This is a genomic window from Mycobacterium sp., assembly GCF_049280035.1.
GTDB lineage: Bacteria > Actinomycetota > Actinomycetes > Mycobacteriales > Mycobacteriaceae > Mycobacterium.
In genome coordinates this window covers 1-16,032 of record NZ_JBAPPI010000900.1, presented here as the reverse complement: position 1 = coordinate 16,032, position 16,032 = coordinate 1, and the positions used below count along the sequence as shown (strand labels likewise).

The 16,032-nt window shown below is 65.6% G+C and carries 15 protein-coding genes and 1 pseudogene; 6 read left to right on the top strand and 10 right to left on the bottom strand.

Annotated elements, in window-relative coordinates:
- Positions 1–334, top strand: a 334-nt coding sequence (locus tag WAN71_RS28700; protein WP_422228572.1) for a prolyl oligopeptidase family serine peptidase, incomplete at its 5' end; no start/stop codon positions are given.
- Here WAN71_RS28700 and WAN71_RS28695 read toward each other — a convergent pair.
- Complete coding sequence (locus tag WAN71_RS28695; RefSeq protein WP_422228571.1) at positions 315–1,904, bottom strand: PucR family transcriptional regulator; 1,590 nt, start codon at positions 1,902–1,904, stop codon at positions 315–317. The two genes, WAN71_RS28700 and WAN71_RS28695, sit on opposite strands and share 20 nt — an antisense overlap.
- 83 nt (positions 1,905–1,987) lie before the next feature.
- Here WAN71_RS28695 and pruA point away from each other — a divergent pair, with 83 nt between their 5' ends.
- On the top strand, positions 1,988–3,619 hold the full coding sequence (gene pruA / locus WAN71_RS28690; protein ID WP_422228570.1) for an L-glutamate gamma-semialdehyde dehydrogenase: 1,632 nt from the start codon (positions 1,988–1,990) through the stop codon (positions 3,617–3,619).
- A complete protein-coding gene (locus WAN71_RS28685) occupies positions 3,619–4,587 on the top strand; it encodes a proline dehydrogenase family protein (RefSeq protein ID WP_422228569.1) in 969 nt (322 codons plus the stop codon). The genes pruA and WAN71_RS28685 overlap by 1 nt, the downstream gene beginning before the upstream one ends.
- A 19-nt stretch (positions 4,588–4,606) precedes the next feature.
- On the opposite strand, the gene WAN71_RS28680 is transcribed toward WAN71_RS28685, so the two are convergent.
- The 9 genes from WAN71_RS28680 to WAN71_RS28640 all read right to left on the bottom strand — a co-directional run bounded on the left by WAN71_RS28680 (position 4,607) and on the right by WAN71_RS28640 (position 11,649).
- Positions 4,607–4,840 (bottom strand): hypothetical protein, encoded by a 234-nt coding sequence (locus tag WAN71_RS28680; RefSeq protein ID WP_422228568.1) that lies wholly within the window; start codon positions 4,838–4,840, stop codon positions 4,607–4,609.
- A 110-nt stretch (positions 4,841–4,950) separates the two neighbouring features.
- Positions 4,951–5,556, bottom strand: a complete 606-nt coding sequence (locus WAN71_RS28675) for a TetR/AcrR family transcriptional regulator (RefSeq protein ID WP_422228567.1) — start codon at positions 5,554–5,556, stop codon at positions 4,951–4,953.
- Between the two features lie 11 nt (positions 5,557–5,567).
- Positions 5,568–6,737, bottom strand: coding sequence for a lipid-transfer protein (locus WAN71_RS28670; RefSeq protein WP_422228566.1), 1,170 nt, complete (start codon positions 6,735–6,737; stop codon positions 5,568–5,570).
- Positions 6,734–7,201 (bottom strand): MaoC family dehydratase, encoded by a 468-nt coding sequence (locus WAN71_RS28665; RefSeq protein WP_422228565.1) that lies wholly within the window; start codon positions 7,199–7,201, stop codon positions 6,734–6,736. The genes WAN71_RS28670 and WAN71_RS28665 overlap by 4 nt, the downstream gene beginning before the upstream one ends.
- Entirely contained in the window at positions 7,198–8,322 is a 1,125-nt protein-coding gene (locus tag WAN71_RS28660; RefSeq protein ID WP_422228564.1) for an acyl-CoA dehydrogenase family protein, read from the bottom strand. The genes WAN71_RS28665 and WAN71_RS28660 overlap by 4 nt, the downstream gene beginning before the upstream one ends.
- Positions 8,323–8,336: 14 nt before the next feature.
- Positions 8,337–8,738, bottom strand: a complete 402-nt coding sequence (locus WAN71_RS28655) for a Zn-ribbon domain-containing OB-fold protein (RefSeq protein ID WP_422228563.1) — start codon at positions 8,736–8,738, stop codon at positions 8,337–8,339.
- Positions 8,738–9,286 carry an FAS1-like dehydratase domain-containing protein gene (locus WAN71_RS28650; RefSeq protein ID WP_422228562.1) on the bottom strand — a complete coding sequence of 183 codons (549 nt, stop codon included), beginning with the start codon at positions 9,284–9,286 and terminating at the stop codon, positions 8,738–8,740. Before WAN71_RS28650 ends, WAN71_RS28655 begins: the two co-directional genes overlap by 1 nt.
- The gene (locus WAN71_RS28645) at positions 9,283–10,488 is read right to left on the bottom strand and encodes an acyl-CoA dehydrogenase family protein (protein ID WP_422228561.1); all 1,206 of its coding nucleotides are present in this window, start codon (positions 10,486–10,488) and stop codon (positions 9,283–9,285) included. The genes WAN71_RS28650 and WAN71_RS28645 overlap by 4 nt, the downstream gene beginning before the upstream one ends.
- Before the next feature lie 3 nt (positions 10,489–10,491).
- Complete coding sequence (locus tag WAN71_RS28640) at positions 10,492–11,649, bottom strand: cytochrome P450 (protein WP_422228573.1); 1,158 nt, start codon at positions 11,647–11,649, stop codon at positions 10,492–10,494.
- A gap of 251 nt (positions 11,650–11,900) precedes the next feature.
- Between WAN71_RS28640 and WAN71_RS28635 the strand changes: the two genes are divergently transcribed.
- The 3 genes and pseudogenes from WAN71_RS28635 to WAN71_RS28625 all read left to right on the top strand — a co-directional run.
- The gene (locus WAN71_RS28635) at positions 11,901–13,364 is read left to right on the top strand and encodes an aldehyde dehydrogenase family protein (RefSeq protein WP_422228560.1); all 1,464 of its coding nucleotides are present in this window, start codon (positions 11,901–11,903) and stop codon (positions 13,362–13,364) included.
- Positions 13,365–13,414: 50 nt separating this feature from the next.
- Complete coding sequence (locus WAN71_RS28630; RefSeq protein WP_422228559.1) at positions 13,415–15,757, top strand: CaiB/BaiF CoA transferase family protein; 2,343 nt, start codon at positions 13,415–13,417, stop codon at positions 15,755–15,757.
- Between the two features lie 9 nt (positions 15,758–15,766).
- Positions 15,767–16,032, top strand: a pseudogene (locus WAN71_RS28625) (acyl-CoA synthetase); the annotation flags it as partial.

Sequence of the window (16,032 nt, the reverse complement as noted above, 5' to 3'; positions counted from 1 at the left end):
CGCCAAGTACGTATTCAAGCTGCGGCGGGCCGAAATCGCAGAGCCTTTCCGCACCGCCTCACCGATCACGCATGTATCCGCCGACGCGCCACCGTTTTTCGTGCTGCACGGGCGCAACGATTCGTTGATCCCGGTCGAACAGGCGCGCGCCTTCACCGCACGGCTGCGCGAAGTCAGCCGCCAGCCGGTTGCCTACGCCGAACTGCCATTCGCGCAGCACGCCTTTGACATCTTCGGGTCGGCACGCGCCGCCCATGCGGCGGTCGCCGTCGAGCAGTTCTTGGCCGAGATCTACGAACGCACGGCCGCGACTTCTAGCCAGGTCGCTCGATAGCCCGTAACCCCAGCGAAAGAAGCAGCCGCACTTCGGGATTAGCCAACGACGTCGACAGCAGCTTCTCTATCCGGCGAGCTCGGTAGCGCACGGTATTGGGATGGACGTGCAGCTGCTGTGCCGCCGCAGCGACTTCACCGAAACTGTCCAGATAAGCCCGCAGCGTCTGGACCAACTCCGGGTCGCGGGCTTGCAGCTCGCGTACCCGGGGATCGACCAGCCGCTCGTCGGCTGCGACCATCGTGACGATCTCGTCGAGCAGCACGGTGCTGCGCGCTTCGGCCAGCGACGTCACAGCGGCGAACGAATCCGGATGGCGCTCAGCGCTATCCAGCACCCGGTCCACCTCCGCTCGCACCGCGGCCAAGCCGGCCAGTCCGGTGACCGGCGCGGCGACCACCGCCCGCAACTGCAGACCGAGTTCGCTGCGCAACGCGCTGATAGTGCCGCGAATCCAGGAGCTAAGCGACGACCGCTTTGCGGTGTGCGGCAGCAGCACATATACCCGCGACCCCCGTGTCGCTACCTGGGCATCGGCTCGAAAAGCATTGGCGCTCAAGGCCAGCACATCGGTCAGCCTGGCATGACGGGCTGGGGCTTGGAAACCGATCAGGGCGGCGTTGCCGTCGGCGACGATGCCCAGCTCTTGCGCGATGGCATCCGCATCGAGCGATCCGCTGTCGGCCAGGCCCAGTAGCTGCTGGACCCGCAGCGCATGCGTCGAGGGCCTGGCCGCTAACCGGGACATGATGCGGGCGGCCAGTACCGCGGCGCCGCGCAGCACCTCCTCGGCGTCGTCCGCCAGCGGCCGAGAGCCTTTCTGCACCCAGATGGTGCCGGCGAAGACCGGCGCCCGGCGCGCGTCGAGGCCGGGCTGACGAATACCAACCGCCAGCCGTGGCTGCAAACCCAACTCGGGGCGTTCGGCGACCCGGACCACGTCGCCGCCGGCCCGTAGCGCATCAAAAATGCCCCATTGACCAATCCACTTCAGATGCTCGGGCGGCCCGGCGCGACCCAAGATCGATAGTCGCCGCAATTCATCGGCTTCATCGTTGGACGCCGAGTAGGCCAGCACGTGCGACTGCTCGTCCTCGATGCTGACCATGCCGTGAATACGGTCGGCCAGCGACTGCGCCAGGCCGAACAAGTCGGTGCCCGAGTCGGCGCGCGGATCAGCCCGATCGCCATGATGCTCGAAGACGTGATTCACCAGCCGATACAGCCGCTCCCAGCGGGCCTGCGGATCCACAGACACCACCGCCGTCCCTGCCGCGACGGCCCGGGCCACTAGGGCGTCGGACGGTTTCTTGGCGAAGATGGCTACCGGCGCGCGACCGGCCGGGCCGGTATCGATCCAGCGCTGTGCCTGGTCATCGGCAACGCCGAGCAGGAAGAACACGTCGGCCGAGTCCGCGCCGCGTCCCAGGCCCAACCGCACATCGTCGGAGTCGATCAACGCCGCCGACGCCACCGACAGGTCCAGGCCGCGAGGCGCCTCGACCAAGCTCACCACGGTGGTATCCAGGGCCAACAGCAGCTGGCCCAACCCGACGCCGGCCGTTCGCATATTGTCCGATTCTACTAGCAAATAGCGCGCAGTTTGGCTGATCAGCCAAGCCTGGGCGGGTCGCCGCCAGGCATTCTGAGCGCATGGATGCGATCACCGATGTTCCCCTGCCCGCCAACGAGCCGGTCCACGACTACGCGCCGGATTCGCCCGAACGCACTCGGCTGCAGTACGCGCTGACTGCGCTGGCCGATGAGCCGATCGACCTGCCGCACGTCATCGGCGGCACGCACCGGATGGGCAAAGGTGAACGGATCGACGTTGTGCAGCCGCACCGGCATGTGGCGACGCTGGGCACGCTGACCAATGCCGACCACGCCGATGCCACCGCTGCCGTCGAGGCGGCAATTGCCGCCCGTGCGCACTGGGCGGCCACCCCGTTCGACGAACGTGCCGCGATCTTTTTGCGCGCCGCCGATCTGCTCGCCGGGCCGTGGCGGGAGACGATCGCGGCCGCGACCATGCTGGGTCAATCCAAGACCGCCTACCAAGCCGAGATCGACGCGCCGTGCGAGCTGGTCGATTTCTGGCGGTTCAATGTCGCCTTCGCGCGCCAGATTCTGGCGCAGCAGCCGCTGAGCGTACGCGGCGAATGGAATCGCACCGACTACCGGCCGTTGGACGGATTCGTCTATGCGATAACGCCATTCAACTTCTCCGCGATTGCCGGCAATCTGCCCACCGCGCCTGCGTTGATGGGCAACACGGTGGTGTGGAAGCCGTCGGTCACGCAGACATTCGCCGCATACCTGACCATGCAACTGCTGGAGGCGGCCGGGTTGCCACCTGGCGTGATCAACCTGGTTGCCGGCGACGGCTACGCGGTTTCCGATGTGGCACTGGCGGATCCGCGGCTGGCCGGGATCCACTTCACCGGATCGACGGCGACCTTCCAGCGGCTGTGGGGTGAGGTCGGCGCCAACATCGAGCGCTACCACAGCTATCCACGCCTGGTCGGCGAGACCGGCGGCAAGGACTTCGTGCTCGCGCACGCCTCGGCGCAGCCAGATGTGCTGCGCACCGCGCTGATCCGTGGCGCGTTCGACTACCAGGGCCAGAAGTGCTCGGCGGCGTCGCGGGCGTTCATCGCCCACTCGGTCTGGCAGCAGATGGGCGACGACTTCCTGGCGGCCGCCGCCGAGTTGCCGTTCGGCGACATCACCGACTTCTCCAATTTCGGCGGCGCGCTGATCGACGAACGTGCCTTCGTCAAAAACGTCGACGCGATCGAACGCGCGAAAGGCGCAGCCGGTGTCACGATCGCGGTCGGCGGCGAATACGACGACAGCGAGGGCTATTTCGTCCGCCCGACGGTGCTACTGTCCGACGACCCGACCGACGAGGCCTTCGCCACCGAGTACTTCGGCCCGCTGCTGTCGGTGTATGTCTACCCCGACGACCAGTACGGGCGGATGCTCGACGTCATCGACACCGGTTCACGTTATGCGTTGACCGGTGCGGTGATCGCCGACGAGCGCGACGCCGTGCTGGCCGCGCAGAATCGGCTGCGGTTCGCGGCCGGCAACTTCTACGTCAACGACAAGCCGACCGGGGCGGTGGTGGGCCGCCAGCCGTTCGGGGGTTCGCGCGGCTCAGGCACCAACGACAAGGCCGGATCGGTACTGAACATGTTGCGCTGGACGTCGGCACGCTCGATCAAGGAGACGTTCGTCCCGGCCACCGATCACAACTATCCGCACATGGCGGGGCAGTGATGTCGGGCCTGTTCGCCAAAACACTGCGCCCGGCGATCCTGGCGGCCAGCCACTCCGACGGGTTGCGGCGCACCGCCGAGCGGCTGCCGGTCACCCGCAAGGTGGTGCACCGGTTCGTACCGGGGTCGTCGCTTGACCGGGTCTTAGACAGCGTCGCGGCACTGCGGACTTCGGGCCGGCTGGTCAGCATCGACTACCTGGGTGAGGATGTCACCGACCTCGATGGCGCGAATGCCACCATGCGTGCCTACCTGGAATTGCTCGACGCGTTGGGCCGCCGGCCGGATGCCGTCGGTGAAGGTGTGCGCCCGCTGGAGGTGTCGTGCAAGCTCTCGGCGCTAGGGCAGGCGCTGGACCGCGACGGCGACAAGATCGCTTTTGCGAACGCGCACACCATCTGCGAGCGAGCCGAGCAGGTCGGCGTGTGGGTGACCGTGGACGCCGAAGACCACACCACCACGGATTCGACGCTGTCGATCGCGGCCGACCTGCGGAATGATTTCCCTTGGCTGGGCGTGGTTCTGCAGGCCTACCTGCGGCGCACGCACGGCGACTGCGCACAGCTCGCCGCGTCCGGTGCACGGGTGCGGCTATGCAAAGGTGCCTATGACGAACCCGCATCGGTCGCCTACCGCGACGCCGCGGCGGTCACCGACGCGTATCTGCGCTGCCTCCGAGTGCTGATGACCGGCTCAGGGTATCCGATGGTGGCCTCTCACGATCCGGTCGTCATCGGCGCGGTGCCAGCACTGGCGAGCGAATCCGGGCGCAGTGCCGGCGATTTCGAATACCAGATGCTGTACGGCATCCGCGACGGCGAGCAGTTGCGGCTGGCATCCGGCGGCAACCGGGTTCGGGTGTATGTGCCGTTCGGCACTCAGTGGTACGGGTACTTCATGCGTCGACTGGCCGAGCGACCGGCCAACCTGACGTTTTTCATGCGGGCGCTGGCGGAGCGCGGTCACTGACCGCGCCGCGAGATTGCGCTCAGGACGCTTTGGCGTATCGGCGAACTAAGTCGTTCTCCCCGAAGGTGCACGTTTGCTGCCGCCCCTTGGAATCACTGCCGAAAAATGTCCACCGCCGTGGAGTTGTCTGGGGTCCACTGATCAGCTTGACCCGGTAGCCCGCGTGGTCCGGCTGCACCGTGCCGATGACGTCACCAACCCGAATCTGCGACGGATGAATCTCAGGCGCATCCCGCCAGTCCTGTATGGCCACGCCACCTCATCCTCAAGAGCAATGTTGCCGCAAAACGCAGCGACCTTTACTTTCCCACCGTACAGCAATGCGGAGCCGATAACATACGTTCAGCGACTACTGCGCTGCCGTCACTGACCGCGTCGCGGCCGCGGTCGTTCGTTGGCGAATCCTCGGACCAGGTGCGCACGCACAAAGTCGGCGACGACATCGGGGTTGTCCATATCCAGTGTCGATGACGGCGTGCTGAACAATGAGAAAAGTATGCGCGCGAACCATTCACCGGCGGACTGGATGTCGAGGTCTTTGCGAACCTCCCCGGTGAGCCTGGCTGCGGCGAGATGGGGCGCCAGGAAGTCGACGCATTCGCGTAGCAAGACGGCGGCGTCTTTGGTCAGCAGCAGGCTGATCGCTTCTTCGTCGAAGTACTTCTCGGAGGCGATCACCCGTCGGGCCTGGGTGACGAAGACTGCTGCGCGGCTGAGCTTGTCTTCCAGTGAGCTGCCCCGGTCCATCGCCGTGGACATCTGGCGATAGAACTGCTCGGATGCATGCTCGGCGCATGCTTCGACGATGGCGGCTTTGTCGCGGAAGTACTCGTAGATTGTGCTGCGGGAGACCCCCGCCATCTTCGCGATGTCGACGATCGTGACCTTTTGCAGTCCTTGCTTGCGGAAGCAGGCATACGCGGACTCGACGATGAGCTCGCGGGTGTCCGTCACGGTGGCTTGCGTCATGACCGGAACCGTCAGCTATCCGGCGCGAGAATCAGGCCGCTGGTGGGCACGCCGGTACCCGATGTGACGAGCACGTGCTCGACATTGTCGACTTGGTTATACGAGGTTCCGCGTATTTGGCGCACGCCCTCGGTGATGCCGTTCATCCCGTGGATGTAGGCCTCGCCGAGCAGCCCGCCATTGGTGTTGATCGGCAGTTCTCCGCCCAGCGACAGCCGCTCGACGGTGGCGAAGTCTTTGGCTTCGCCACGTCCGCAGAAGCCGAGTTCCTCGAACTGGGTGAACACGAACGGGGTGAAATGGTCGTAGATGAAGGCGGTTTGGATGTCTTGCGGCTTCAGACCCGAATCGCGCCACAGCCTGTCGGCGACAACGCCCATTTCGGGCAGCCCGGTGATGTCGTCGCGGTAGTAGCTGGTCATCATTTCACCGTTAGCGGCAGCGCCCTGCGCGGCGGCGGTGATGATCGCCGGCGGCTGCCGCTGGTCGCGGGCGCGCTCGGCGCTGGTGACCACCAGCGCGACCCCGCCGTCGCTCTCCTGGCAGCAATCAAGCAGTCGCAGAACGGGTTCGATGATCCAGCGGGAATTCTGGTGATCTTCCAGTGTGATCGGACGCTGATGGAACCACGCGTCGGGGTTGTTGGCCGCGTGCATGCGGTCCACCACGGCGATGCGGCCGAAGTCTTCGTTGGTGACGCCGTAGGCGGACATGTAGCGCTGAGCGTGCATCGCGACCCATGCCGCCGGAGTGAGCAGTCCGAACGGCGCGTAGTGCGCCATGAACAACGGGGTCTCCGCACTGGTGCGTCCGCTGCCGCCGAACCGAAAGCCGGACCGCTCATTGAAGGCACGCCAGCACACCACCACATCTGCGACGCCAGACGCGACGGCCATCGCCGCGTGTACCACCGTGCCCGCTGCCGCGCCGCCGCCGTGATGTACGCGGCTGAAGAAGCTGAGGTCGCCGATGCCCACATTGCGGGCGATGTCGATCTCGTCGCTGGAGTCCATGGTGAAGGTGACCATGCCGTCGACGTCGCTGGGCGCCAGGCCTGCGTCGTCGAGGGCGGCACTGACCGCCTCGCACGCCAATTGCAACTCGCTGCGCCCGGATTCCTTGGAGAACTCGGTTTGGCCGATGCCCACAATGGCGCAACTGCCGGGCAGCGAGCGGCTCATGCGCCTGCTCCGTCGAGCAGGCTGAGAACAGCGGTGCCGGAGACGTGATCGCCGAGGCTGTTGGCTGCCCTGAAGGTCACCTCGACGAAATTCTCAGCGGGCCGCGGCCCTGCTGGGCCCTTAGTCTTGCCGGTCACATTGCCGGTGAAGCGCAGCGGATCGTCCGGAAAGCATGGCACGCCAAGGCGAATCGACAGCTTCGTGACCATCGCTTCGGGTCCTGCCCAGTCGGTGAGGAAACGCACGCAATACCCGTTGGAGGTCAGGATGTTCATGAACAAATTGGGCGAGCCTTGCTTGTTGGCGTAATCGCGGTCGTGGTGCACCGGCATGAAGTCACGCGACGCGATCGCGCCGGCGACGATCATCGTGGTGGTGATCGGGATTTCGAGCGGGGTCACCTCGTCACCGACTTCGATGTCGCTCCACTGCAACGTGGTGGTGCGGGTTTTGGCTGTCGTCATAGCCGTCCTTCCGGATATGTGCTGCCGAGGCGCGCCAGTTGTTGAGAACCCGAACCCAGGGTGAGTTCGTTCTGCTTGGCCCATAGGAAGTAACGATGCAGCGGATAGGTGGTGTCGATGCCGATCCCGCCGTGCACGTGTTGGGTGGTGGCCGCGACTCGGGCGCCGGCCTCGGCAGCCCAGAACTTCGCGATCCGTGCTGCGCGATCTGCCGGGCGTCCCTGCGCGATCAGCCAGGCCGCGTGCCAGGTGGTCCACCGGATTGCCTCGACGTCGATGAATCCGTCGGCCATCCGCTGCTGCACCGCCTGGAAGCTGCCGATCGGGCGGCCGAATTGTTCACGCCCGCCTGCGTATTCGGCGGCCATCCGCAAGGCCCGGTCGGAGACGCCGAGCTGGATCGCGCACAGACCAATCAGCGCGCGGGTGTACAGCGAAGAGACCAGGTCACCGGGGCCCTCAAGCCGATCAGCGGCGGAAACGATTGCGCCGTTGAGAAATACGTCGGCGTGCGGTTCACCAGTGGTGGTCGTCACCGGCCGAATATCGACGCCGGGGGCGTCGGTCGCCAGCAGGAACAGGCCCACGTCGCCAGTAGCGCCGTCAGCTATCGAGGCGGGAATCAGCACGGTGTCGGCGAGTTGGGCTGCCGGCACCAGCTCTTTGGTGCCGTCCAACCGCCAATTCGACCCGTCGCGACGAGCGGTGGTAGCCGGGCTGGTCGGGTCGGAGCGGCCCGGCTCTTGCAGACCCGCAGTTAGGATGCGGGTTGCCTCGATGACGCCGGGCAGGAAGCGTCGCTGTTGCTCCGGACTCCCGTGCCGGGCGATCGGGTCGGCACCCAGCAACAGCGTCGAGTAAGCAGGAACCGGAGCCACGCTCCAGCCCACCTCGGCCAGCAACACCCCGACTTCCACGAAGCCACCGCCGGTGCCGCCGACCGACACAGGTAATCCGGTGCCCAGCAGGTCGACGGCGGCGAGTTCCTTCCATAGCGCGGCGTCGTAGCGGGAATCGCCAGCTTCCAGTTCGGTTAGTCGTTCCGGTGAGGCCCGGCGCGCGAAGATTTCCCGGGCCAGCTTGCTGATGGTCTCTTGCTCTTCAGTAAACGTGAAGTCCATGGGAGGTCACCCGGTCATTCGGCAGCGGGCCGGAACTGATGCAGCACAAGGTCGTTATCGAAATTCTGATAGAAGACCTCGACCGGCATTCCGACCGTGACGTCGGCTGGGTCGATATCGCACAGGTTCGATAACAGCCGTACCCCTTCGGCGAGCTGCACCAGGACGACAATGTAGGGATAGTCGAAGAATGGGAACCGCGGTTCATGTGGCATCACGTAGCTGTACACGGTGCCGCGGCCCGAAGACTCGATCGCTTCCCAGTCCAGGGAACGGCATTTCGGGCACATCGGCCGCGGCGGACTGCGCAGCGCTGCGCATCCATTGCAGCGCTGGATCAGCAGCTTGTGGTCACGCAGCCCGTTCCAGAAGAACTCGGTGTCCGGGCTGATCGTCGGAGCCAGTCGGGTCGCCATCAGCGTTCCGGCCTGAATCGCAGCACCCGGAATCGCTGGTGCCCCAGCACTTCACCGTTCTGATCGGTATAGGTGATCACCCAGGTCAGAAAGAAGCCGGCGCCCAGCGCGGTCTTCTTCTCGTCGGAGACGTCCTCGAACACCGACGTCGCGCTGATGACGTCGCCCAGCCGCGGATAGCGCTCGATTTCGAATTCCGAGTTGGTCGCCACGGTGCTGCGGTATCCGGCCTCATCGAGAAACGCGGTTGGATTGTTCGTGATCTCCATCGGTGCACCGCCCCGCTCTCCGATGCCCTCCAGTTTCGGTGACGGCATGATCCAGGTTTGCAGCATCACCGGGGGTGACACGATGCCGCCGAACCGGGACGCGGCCGCGAACTCCGGGTCGAGGTAGACGGGATTCATGTCGGCGAGCGCGTACGCCCAGTGCCGGATCATCGGTTGATTGACCGGATCCGGTGCCACTGACGGCTTTCCGGCACCGCCGGTGGACTGGCCGACAAGCGCCTTCAGCTTGTTACGGAACTCGGCATCTGCGTTGGTCACTGAGTTGGTCCTCCTGACTTCTCCGTCGCGCGAAGATCACGCGGTGCTCGCGGCATACCTAGCCCGGCCATCGCGATGATGTCTCGTTGGATTTCGTTGGCGCCGCCGCCAAAGGTGCTGATGACCGCGATCCGGTAGGCGGATTCCAGTGCACCGCGCAGCGGCGCGTCGGCGCCACGCCGCAACCCGTTATGGTCGAGTACTTCCAGCAGCTGGCCGGCGACCTGCTGGGTCAGTTCGGTGCCGAAAACCTTGGCCGCCGACGCTTCTCCCATGTTGAGCATGCCTTTGGTCATCGCGGCGTTGACCCGAAGGTTGATGAGTTTGTATGCGGCGACCTGTGCCTCGACCCGGGCGAGCGTCAGCTGTACCCAGGCCTGGTCGATGACGCGACCGTGATCGAGCTCAGCGCTGATCGCCCACTGCAGCGTCTGCTCGAACAATGGCTCGAGCGCGCTGAGGTTGCCCAGGGCTGCTCGCTCGAAATTCAGCTGGGTGGTGATCAGCTGCCAACCCTGGTTTTCACCGGCCACAATTGCGCTCGCCGGCACCCGCACGTTGTCGTAGAAGGTGTAGAAGGTGGAGATGCCCGGCATGGTGTGCAGGGGCTGCCAGGAGAATCCGGGCGACGCGGTGGGCACGATGAAGATGGAAATGCCCTTGTGCTTCTTGGCGTTTGGGTCGGTGCGTGCGGCCAGCCAGATGTAGTCGGCGTATGCGGCGCCGCTGGTGAACATCTTCTGGCCGTTGATCAGGTAATCGTCGCCGTCGCGGACCGCGGTGGTGCGCAGCGACGCCAGGTCGCTGCCCGCCTCCGGCTCGGAGTACCCGATCGCGAACTCGACGCTGCCCTCGAGGATTGCCGGCAGAAACGTCTGCTTTTGCTCCTCGGTGCCAAACTGCATCAGCGTCGGGCCGACCGTGTTCAGGGTCACCAGCGGAATGGGCGCGTTGACTCGTCTGGCCTCTTCGGCGAAGATGAACTGCTCGATCGCCGAGAAGCCCTGTCCGCCGTATTCTTTCGGCCAGCCGACACCGAGCAGGTCGGCCGCCGCCAGGGCCCGGACGCATTCGCGTACCGCGGGGCCGCCTTCGATGCGTTCGCCGATGGCGGCGCGACGTGCTGGCGTCATCACCTGCTCGAGTGTCGCGCGCATCTCGTCGCGCAGCTGTTCTTGCTCGGGGGTGTACTCGAGTTGCATCGCTCAGGATCCCAGCCGGACCGGCATTCGCTTGACCCCGGGCACCATAGTGGCCCGCATCCGGTCGACCTCACCGGCCAGCTCGAGCCTGGGGAAGCGCCGCAGCAGCTCCTCGAACATCACCGTCGCTTCCAGCCGAGCCAGTTGCGCACCGACGCACGAATGCTCACCGCACCCGAACGCGATGTGCGGGTTCGGATGGCGGGTTACCTTGAACTCCTCTGAGTCGCAACCGAATACGTCCTCATCACGGTTGGCCGACCCATACAGCATCACCACCACGTCGCCTTCGGCGATCCGCTGACCACGGATCTCCACATCGACCACAGCGGTACGCGCCATATGAACCACCGGGCTGTTCCACCGCAGCATCTCCTCGACGGCACCCGGAATCAGGGAACGATCCTCAACCAGCAGGCGGCACTGGTCGGGGTGGGCGATCAGCGCGAGGGTGCCCAGCGCGATCAGATTGCGGGTGGTCTCATTGCCCGCCACCAGCAGCAAGAACGCAAAGTTGAGCAGGTCTTCGTCGGTGAGCCGGTCTCCGTCGATCTCGGCGCCCGCCAGCACCGACAGCAAGTCGTCGCGGGCTTCAATGCGCCTGGCCCCGATCAGTTTTTGGAAATACTCGAAGAGCTGCCCGACGGCCACCATGGGTTCGAGGTCGATCTCCGGATCGGCGCTTCCAGTGGCGGCATCCGACCACGCCCGAAACTGTTCCCATTCGTCCGGCGGAGCACCGATCAGCTCGGCGATCATCCGGGTCGGCAGCGGAGCGGCGATCTTCTCGGCGAACTCGTGCACGGAATTCGGTTGCAAGCCGTCCAGGATTCCCCGGACGATCTCGCGGATCTTCGGCTCCAGCACGGCAACCCGGCGCCGGGTGAAACCCGAGTTGATCAGCTTGCGCAGCTGCCGGTGCCGCGGCGGGTCGGTGAAGATCAGGTTTCCCGGTTGCACCGGGTTCGGCATCGCCGGGTCGGGGATGGAGACGCCCTTGGTGGAGCTGAACATTGCCGGGCTGCTCGACACGAAGCGAATGTCTTCATAGCGAAGCAGCGCCCAGAAGTTGGTGACATCGTTCCAGCACACCGGCGCCGTCGCGCGCAACTCGCGGTATGCCGGGTAGGGATCGCCGGCGTAGAAGTCGGGGGAATGCAGCGGGACCGCCGAACAAGACTTAGCGTGCACGCCGCCTCCCTGGACATGATGGACCGCGACCGCGATCGTACATTTACGCACGATCTGTCCGGTGCACTCTGTTTACTCTGGCGGTACCGGCAATGTCAATATGCTTGCCGTCTAGGTGAAATAGCGATACGGCAACCGAAGGGAAAGCTGAGCCATTGACGACACGGGCCCGACAGGTGTACACCAAACGTTGAGCCGCCGGACCGTCCAAAGGAATCAACATGGCTGAGCCACGCTCACTGATCGACAGCTACGCGGTCTACATTGACGGGCAATGGGTCGAACCCGAGAACGGCCGCTACGACGACATCAATCCCGCCACCGAGGCGGTGATCGCCTCGGCACCGGACCCGAGCCCTGCCCAAGTCGACGGCGCGATCGCGGCCGCTCGCGACGCGTTCGACGCGGGAACATGGGCCGACGCCGGACCCGAGCAGCGCGCGGGTTGGCTCAACCAGCTCGGCGAGGCGTTGCTCGCGCATGCCGACGCGTTCTACGAATTGGCGCAGCTCGAGTGGGGATGCACCGGTAACGAGCGAGTCATCCACGTCGAGGGACCGGCGTTCTCGGCCCTACAAGCCGCAGAACTTGCCACCCATCCCGTGGAGGAGCAGATCGACGCCTACGGCGCCGCGGGAACCGCGCTGCTGCGCTATGAGCCACTCGGTGTGGTGTCGATCCTGACGCCGTGGAACTTTCCGCACACCCTCAATGTCATGAAACTGTGCGCCGCGCTGGCCGCGGGCAACACCGTCGTGCTCAAGCCGTCGCCGCTGGCCCCGCTCGCCGGTCTGGCGTTGGCCCGAATCATCGATGAGCACACCGACATTCCGCCGGGCGTGGTCAACGTCGTCACACCCTCGGACATCGAGTCCAGCAAGCTGCTGACCGTCGACCCGCGGATCGACATGGTCAGCTTCACCGGAAGCTCGGCGGTCGGCCGCGAGGTGATGGCCGCGGCCGGCGGCACCATGAAGCGGCTGCTGCTCGAGTGCGGTGGCAAGTCGGCCAGCATCGTGCTCGACGATATCGCGCTGAGCGACGAGATGCTGGAGCGGATGCTGTTCGAGTCCTGCTCATTCCACTCCGGACAGGCCTGCATACTGCACAGCCGGCTGCTGCTTCCCGAATCGATCCACGACGAGGTCGTCGATCGGCTGGCTACGCTGGCCCGCGCAGTGAAGGTCGGCGATCCCACCGATCCCGAGGTGCAGATGGGTCCACTGATCAGCGCCGCACAGTTGCAACGCGTTCAGGCACACGTGGATCGGGCTCTTGACGACGGCGCCAAGCTGGTGACCGGCGGTGGCCGGCCGGCCGGCCTGGATACCGGCTTTTACTTCGAACCGACGATCCTGACCGGGGTCACACCGGATGTGACCATCGCCCAGGAAGAAGTCTTCGGACCGGTGTTGTCGGTGCTGCGCTATAACGACGACGACGACGCGGTGCGGATCGCGAACAACTCGCAGTACGGGCTTTCCGGCGCGGTGTGGGGGACCGACGTGGACCGTGCGGTCGCGGTCGCGCGCCGCGTTCGCACCGGTCAGATCGCGGTCAACGGTTTCGGTCCGGGTGGTGCGCCGTTCGGTGGCTTCAACCAGAGCGGGTTCGGCCGGGAAAGCGGCGGGATCATGGGAATTCGTCAGTACATGGAGCCGAAGGCCATGGGACTGCCCGCGTGACGCGCCGACGACGAAGACGCCGGCGCAGCCGGGGTTGAGGAGTGGCGCCCGTGGCAGGGCCCCTCGACGGGCTTCGTGTCATCGAGATCGCAGATGAGATCTCTGGTCCCTACTGCGGCAAACTGTTTGTCGACCTCGGCGCCGACGTCATCAAAATTGAAGGACCGGAAGGGGATTCGCTGCGCCGATGGGGCCCTTTTCCCGGCGACGAGCCAGATCCAGACCGCTGCGGAATGTTCGAGTACCTCAACGCCGGCAAGCACGGCACGGTTCTGGAGATTACGTGTGAAAGCCAGTCCGCGGTGGCGCGTCAGCTCATCGGCGACGCCGATGTCCTGATCGACGGGCTGGCTCCCGGAACCCTGGACAAATCCGGACTCGGAGTCGACGCGCTGCAAAACATCAACCCGGGCTTGGTCGTGGTGCACATCTCAAACTTCGGGCAACACGGGCCGTTTCGCGACCGCGTGGAGACACCGCTGACAATCCAGGCGGTGTCGGGTTGGATCTCGGCGCGCGATCCCGACCGCCCTCCCGTACAGGCAGGCGCCCGGATCGCCGAATACGTCGCGGGCGGCTTCGCCGCGCTGGGCGCGCTGAGCGCGCTGCGAATCGCGTCCAACGGTCGGGTGACCGAGGTCGATGTCTCGGTGTTCGAGGCACTGCTGTCCACGCTGCCCTACCCGATGCTGCTGGCCGAAAAAGTGCGCACGTTGGGCTTGCCGTCCAACATCCGCTCGGGCCCCATGCTGGGTGTCGTCCGGGCCGGCGACGGCTGGGTCGGGATCAACTGCCTGACCGGGCAGCACTGGCTCGACGTGTGCGCCATGCTCGGACTGCCGGAGTTCGGCGAGCAGCAGTTCGCCATCATGATGGGCGGTCCGGAGCGTGCCGAATTCTTCGCCGCTGCCCAGCCCTGGTTGAGCGAGCGAACCGTCGCCGAGATCGTCGAACTGAGTCAGGCACTGCGTATTCCGGCGGCGCCGGTGGCAGACGGCGCCACCGCGCTGGACTGCCCGCAGTACGTCAAGCGGGGTTTTTTCGTCGATGGGGGAGGACGGGATTGGTCTTTTCGACGTCCGGGCCCGCCGTTTCGTCTCTCTAAGGCACCGGCGCTGCCGACTCGTGCACAATCCTGTGGAGTCTGGCCGGCCAGCGAGATCACCGATCCGTCTTTGCCCTTTGTCGGGCTGAAAGTCCGTGATCTGACCACCTTTTGGGCGGGCGGCTATCTCACCTGCTACCTCGGCGCGTTCGGCGCCGACGTCGTCAAAATCGAGTCGATCCAGCGACCCGACGGATTCCGCTACTCGGCGGCGTACCCGTACGAGGGCGACGACTGGTACGAGCGCAGCGCACTGTGGCAGGCCACCAACCTCAACAAGCGAGACATCACGCTGGACTTGACCTCGCAGGCCGGCCGCGAACTCGCACGACGGCTTGCCGCCCATGCTGACGCTGTCGTGGAAAACTTTTCGCCTCGGGTAGTGGAGCAGTTCGGACTGGACTACGAATCGCTAATAGCGCTGCGCCCCGACGTAATCGCAGTCCGCATGCCGGGATTCGGCCTCGACGGCCCGTGGCGGGACTATGTGGGCTGGGCGCTGAACATCGAACAAGTTTCCGGCATGTCGGCGGTGACCGGCTACGCCGAGGGCCCGCCGTGCAACGTGCAAGGGCCCGCCGATCCCATCGTGGGGGTGCATGCAGGCGTGGCGCTGCTCGCTGCACTCGAGCACCGCCGCTGCACTGGCGAAGGTCAGCTGATCGAGGTGGCGCAGATCGAGGTCGGCGCCGCGATCACCGCCGAACCGGTGATCGACTACTCGATGAACGGGATCGTCCGGCCCCGCGACGGCAACCGGCAACGCGGCTACTGCCAAGGCGTCTACCCGACCGACACCGAGGATGCATGGGTGGCGCTGTCGGTGCGCGACGACAACGACTGGTCTGCGTTGGTCGGGGCGATGGGCCGGCCCGGGCTGCTCGAGGATGACCGACTGGCGACCGCCGATCGCCGCGCGGCTGCCCATGACGCATTCGACGATGTCGTCGCTGCTTGGACCAGAACACAATCGCCCACGAATATCGTTGCGGCTCTTCGGGAACGCGGCATACCCGTCGAGGATGTCATCACACCCGAGCAGATGTATGACGTGCCGCAGCTCGATGCGCGCGGCTACTACGAGGATTTCGAGCATCCGGTCACCGGCCGGCACCGCTATCCCGGCTGGCCGTTCCGCATCATCCCCGGACCCGTTCGTCACCACCGCTTCGCGCCGCCGACCCTCGGACAGCACAACGACGAAGTCCTGAGCGCCCTGGGACTGTCGCGCGATGAGCTCGCGGCACTGCGCCGTGACCGGGTGATCGGCGATCGGGTGATGAGCTAGCCTGCACACGTGCTGCTGACCTCGCTGGATCCCGCCGCGATCACCGGCGGCCGCGATCTCGGCGACGCCGTCCGCATCGGCGACGTCACGCTGAGCCGCAGTGATGTGGTCGGCGCCGCGACATCAGTGGCCGAGCGGGTGGGCGGCGCGGACCGGATCGCTGTCCTGGCCACGCCGACCCCCTCCGCCGCGTTGGCTATCGCCGGATGCCTGATCGCCGGCGTGCCGGTGGTGCCAGTCCCCGCCGACGTCGGGCAGGCCGAGCGCCGGCACAT

Bases quoted from the DNA above. Each gene is read 5' to 3' on its own strand.
- WAN71_RS28675 (WP_422228567.1), bottom strand. From the start codon at position 5,556: ATGACGCAAGCCACCGTGACGGACACCCGCGAGCTCATCGTCGAGTCC.
- WAN71_RS28685 (WP_422228569.1), top strand. From the start codon at position 3,619: ATGTCGGGCCTGTTCGCCAAAACACTGCGCCCGGCGATCCTGGCGGCC.
- WAN71_RS28645 (WP_422228561.1), bottom strand. From the start codon at position 10,488: ATGCAACTCGAGTACACCCCCGAGCAAGAACAGCTGCGCGACGAGATG.
- pruA (WP_422228570.1), top strand. From the start codon at position 1,988: ATGGATGCGATCACCGATGTTCCCCTGCCCGCCAACGAGCCGGTCCAC.
- WAN71_RS28670 (WP_422228566.1), bottom strand. From the start codon at position 6,737: ATGAGCCGCTCGCTGCCCGGCAGTTGCGCCATTGTGGGCATCGGCCAA.
- WAN71_RS28660 (WP_422228564.1), bottom strand. From the start codon at position 8,322: ATGGACTTCACGTTTACTGAAGAGCAAGAGACCATCAGCAAGCTGGCC.
- WAN71_RS28665 (WP_422228565.1), bottom strand. From the start codon at position 7,201: ATGACGACAGCCAAAACCCGCACCACCACGTTGCAGTGGAGCGACATC.
- WAN71_RS28655 (WP_422228563.1), bottom strand. From the start codon at position 8,738: ATGGCGACCCGACTGGCTCCGACGATCAGCCCGGACACCGAGTTCTTC.
- WAN71_RS28695 (WP_422228571.1), bottom strand. From the start codon at position 1,904: ATGCGAACGGCCGGCGTCGGGTTGGGCCAGCTGCTGTTGGCCCTGGAT.
- WAN71_RS28635 (WP_422228560.1), top strand. From the start codon at position 11,901: ATGGCTGAGCCACGCTCACTGATCGACAGCTACGCGGTCTACATTGAC.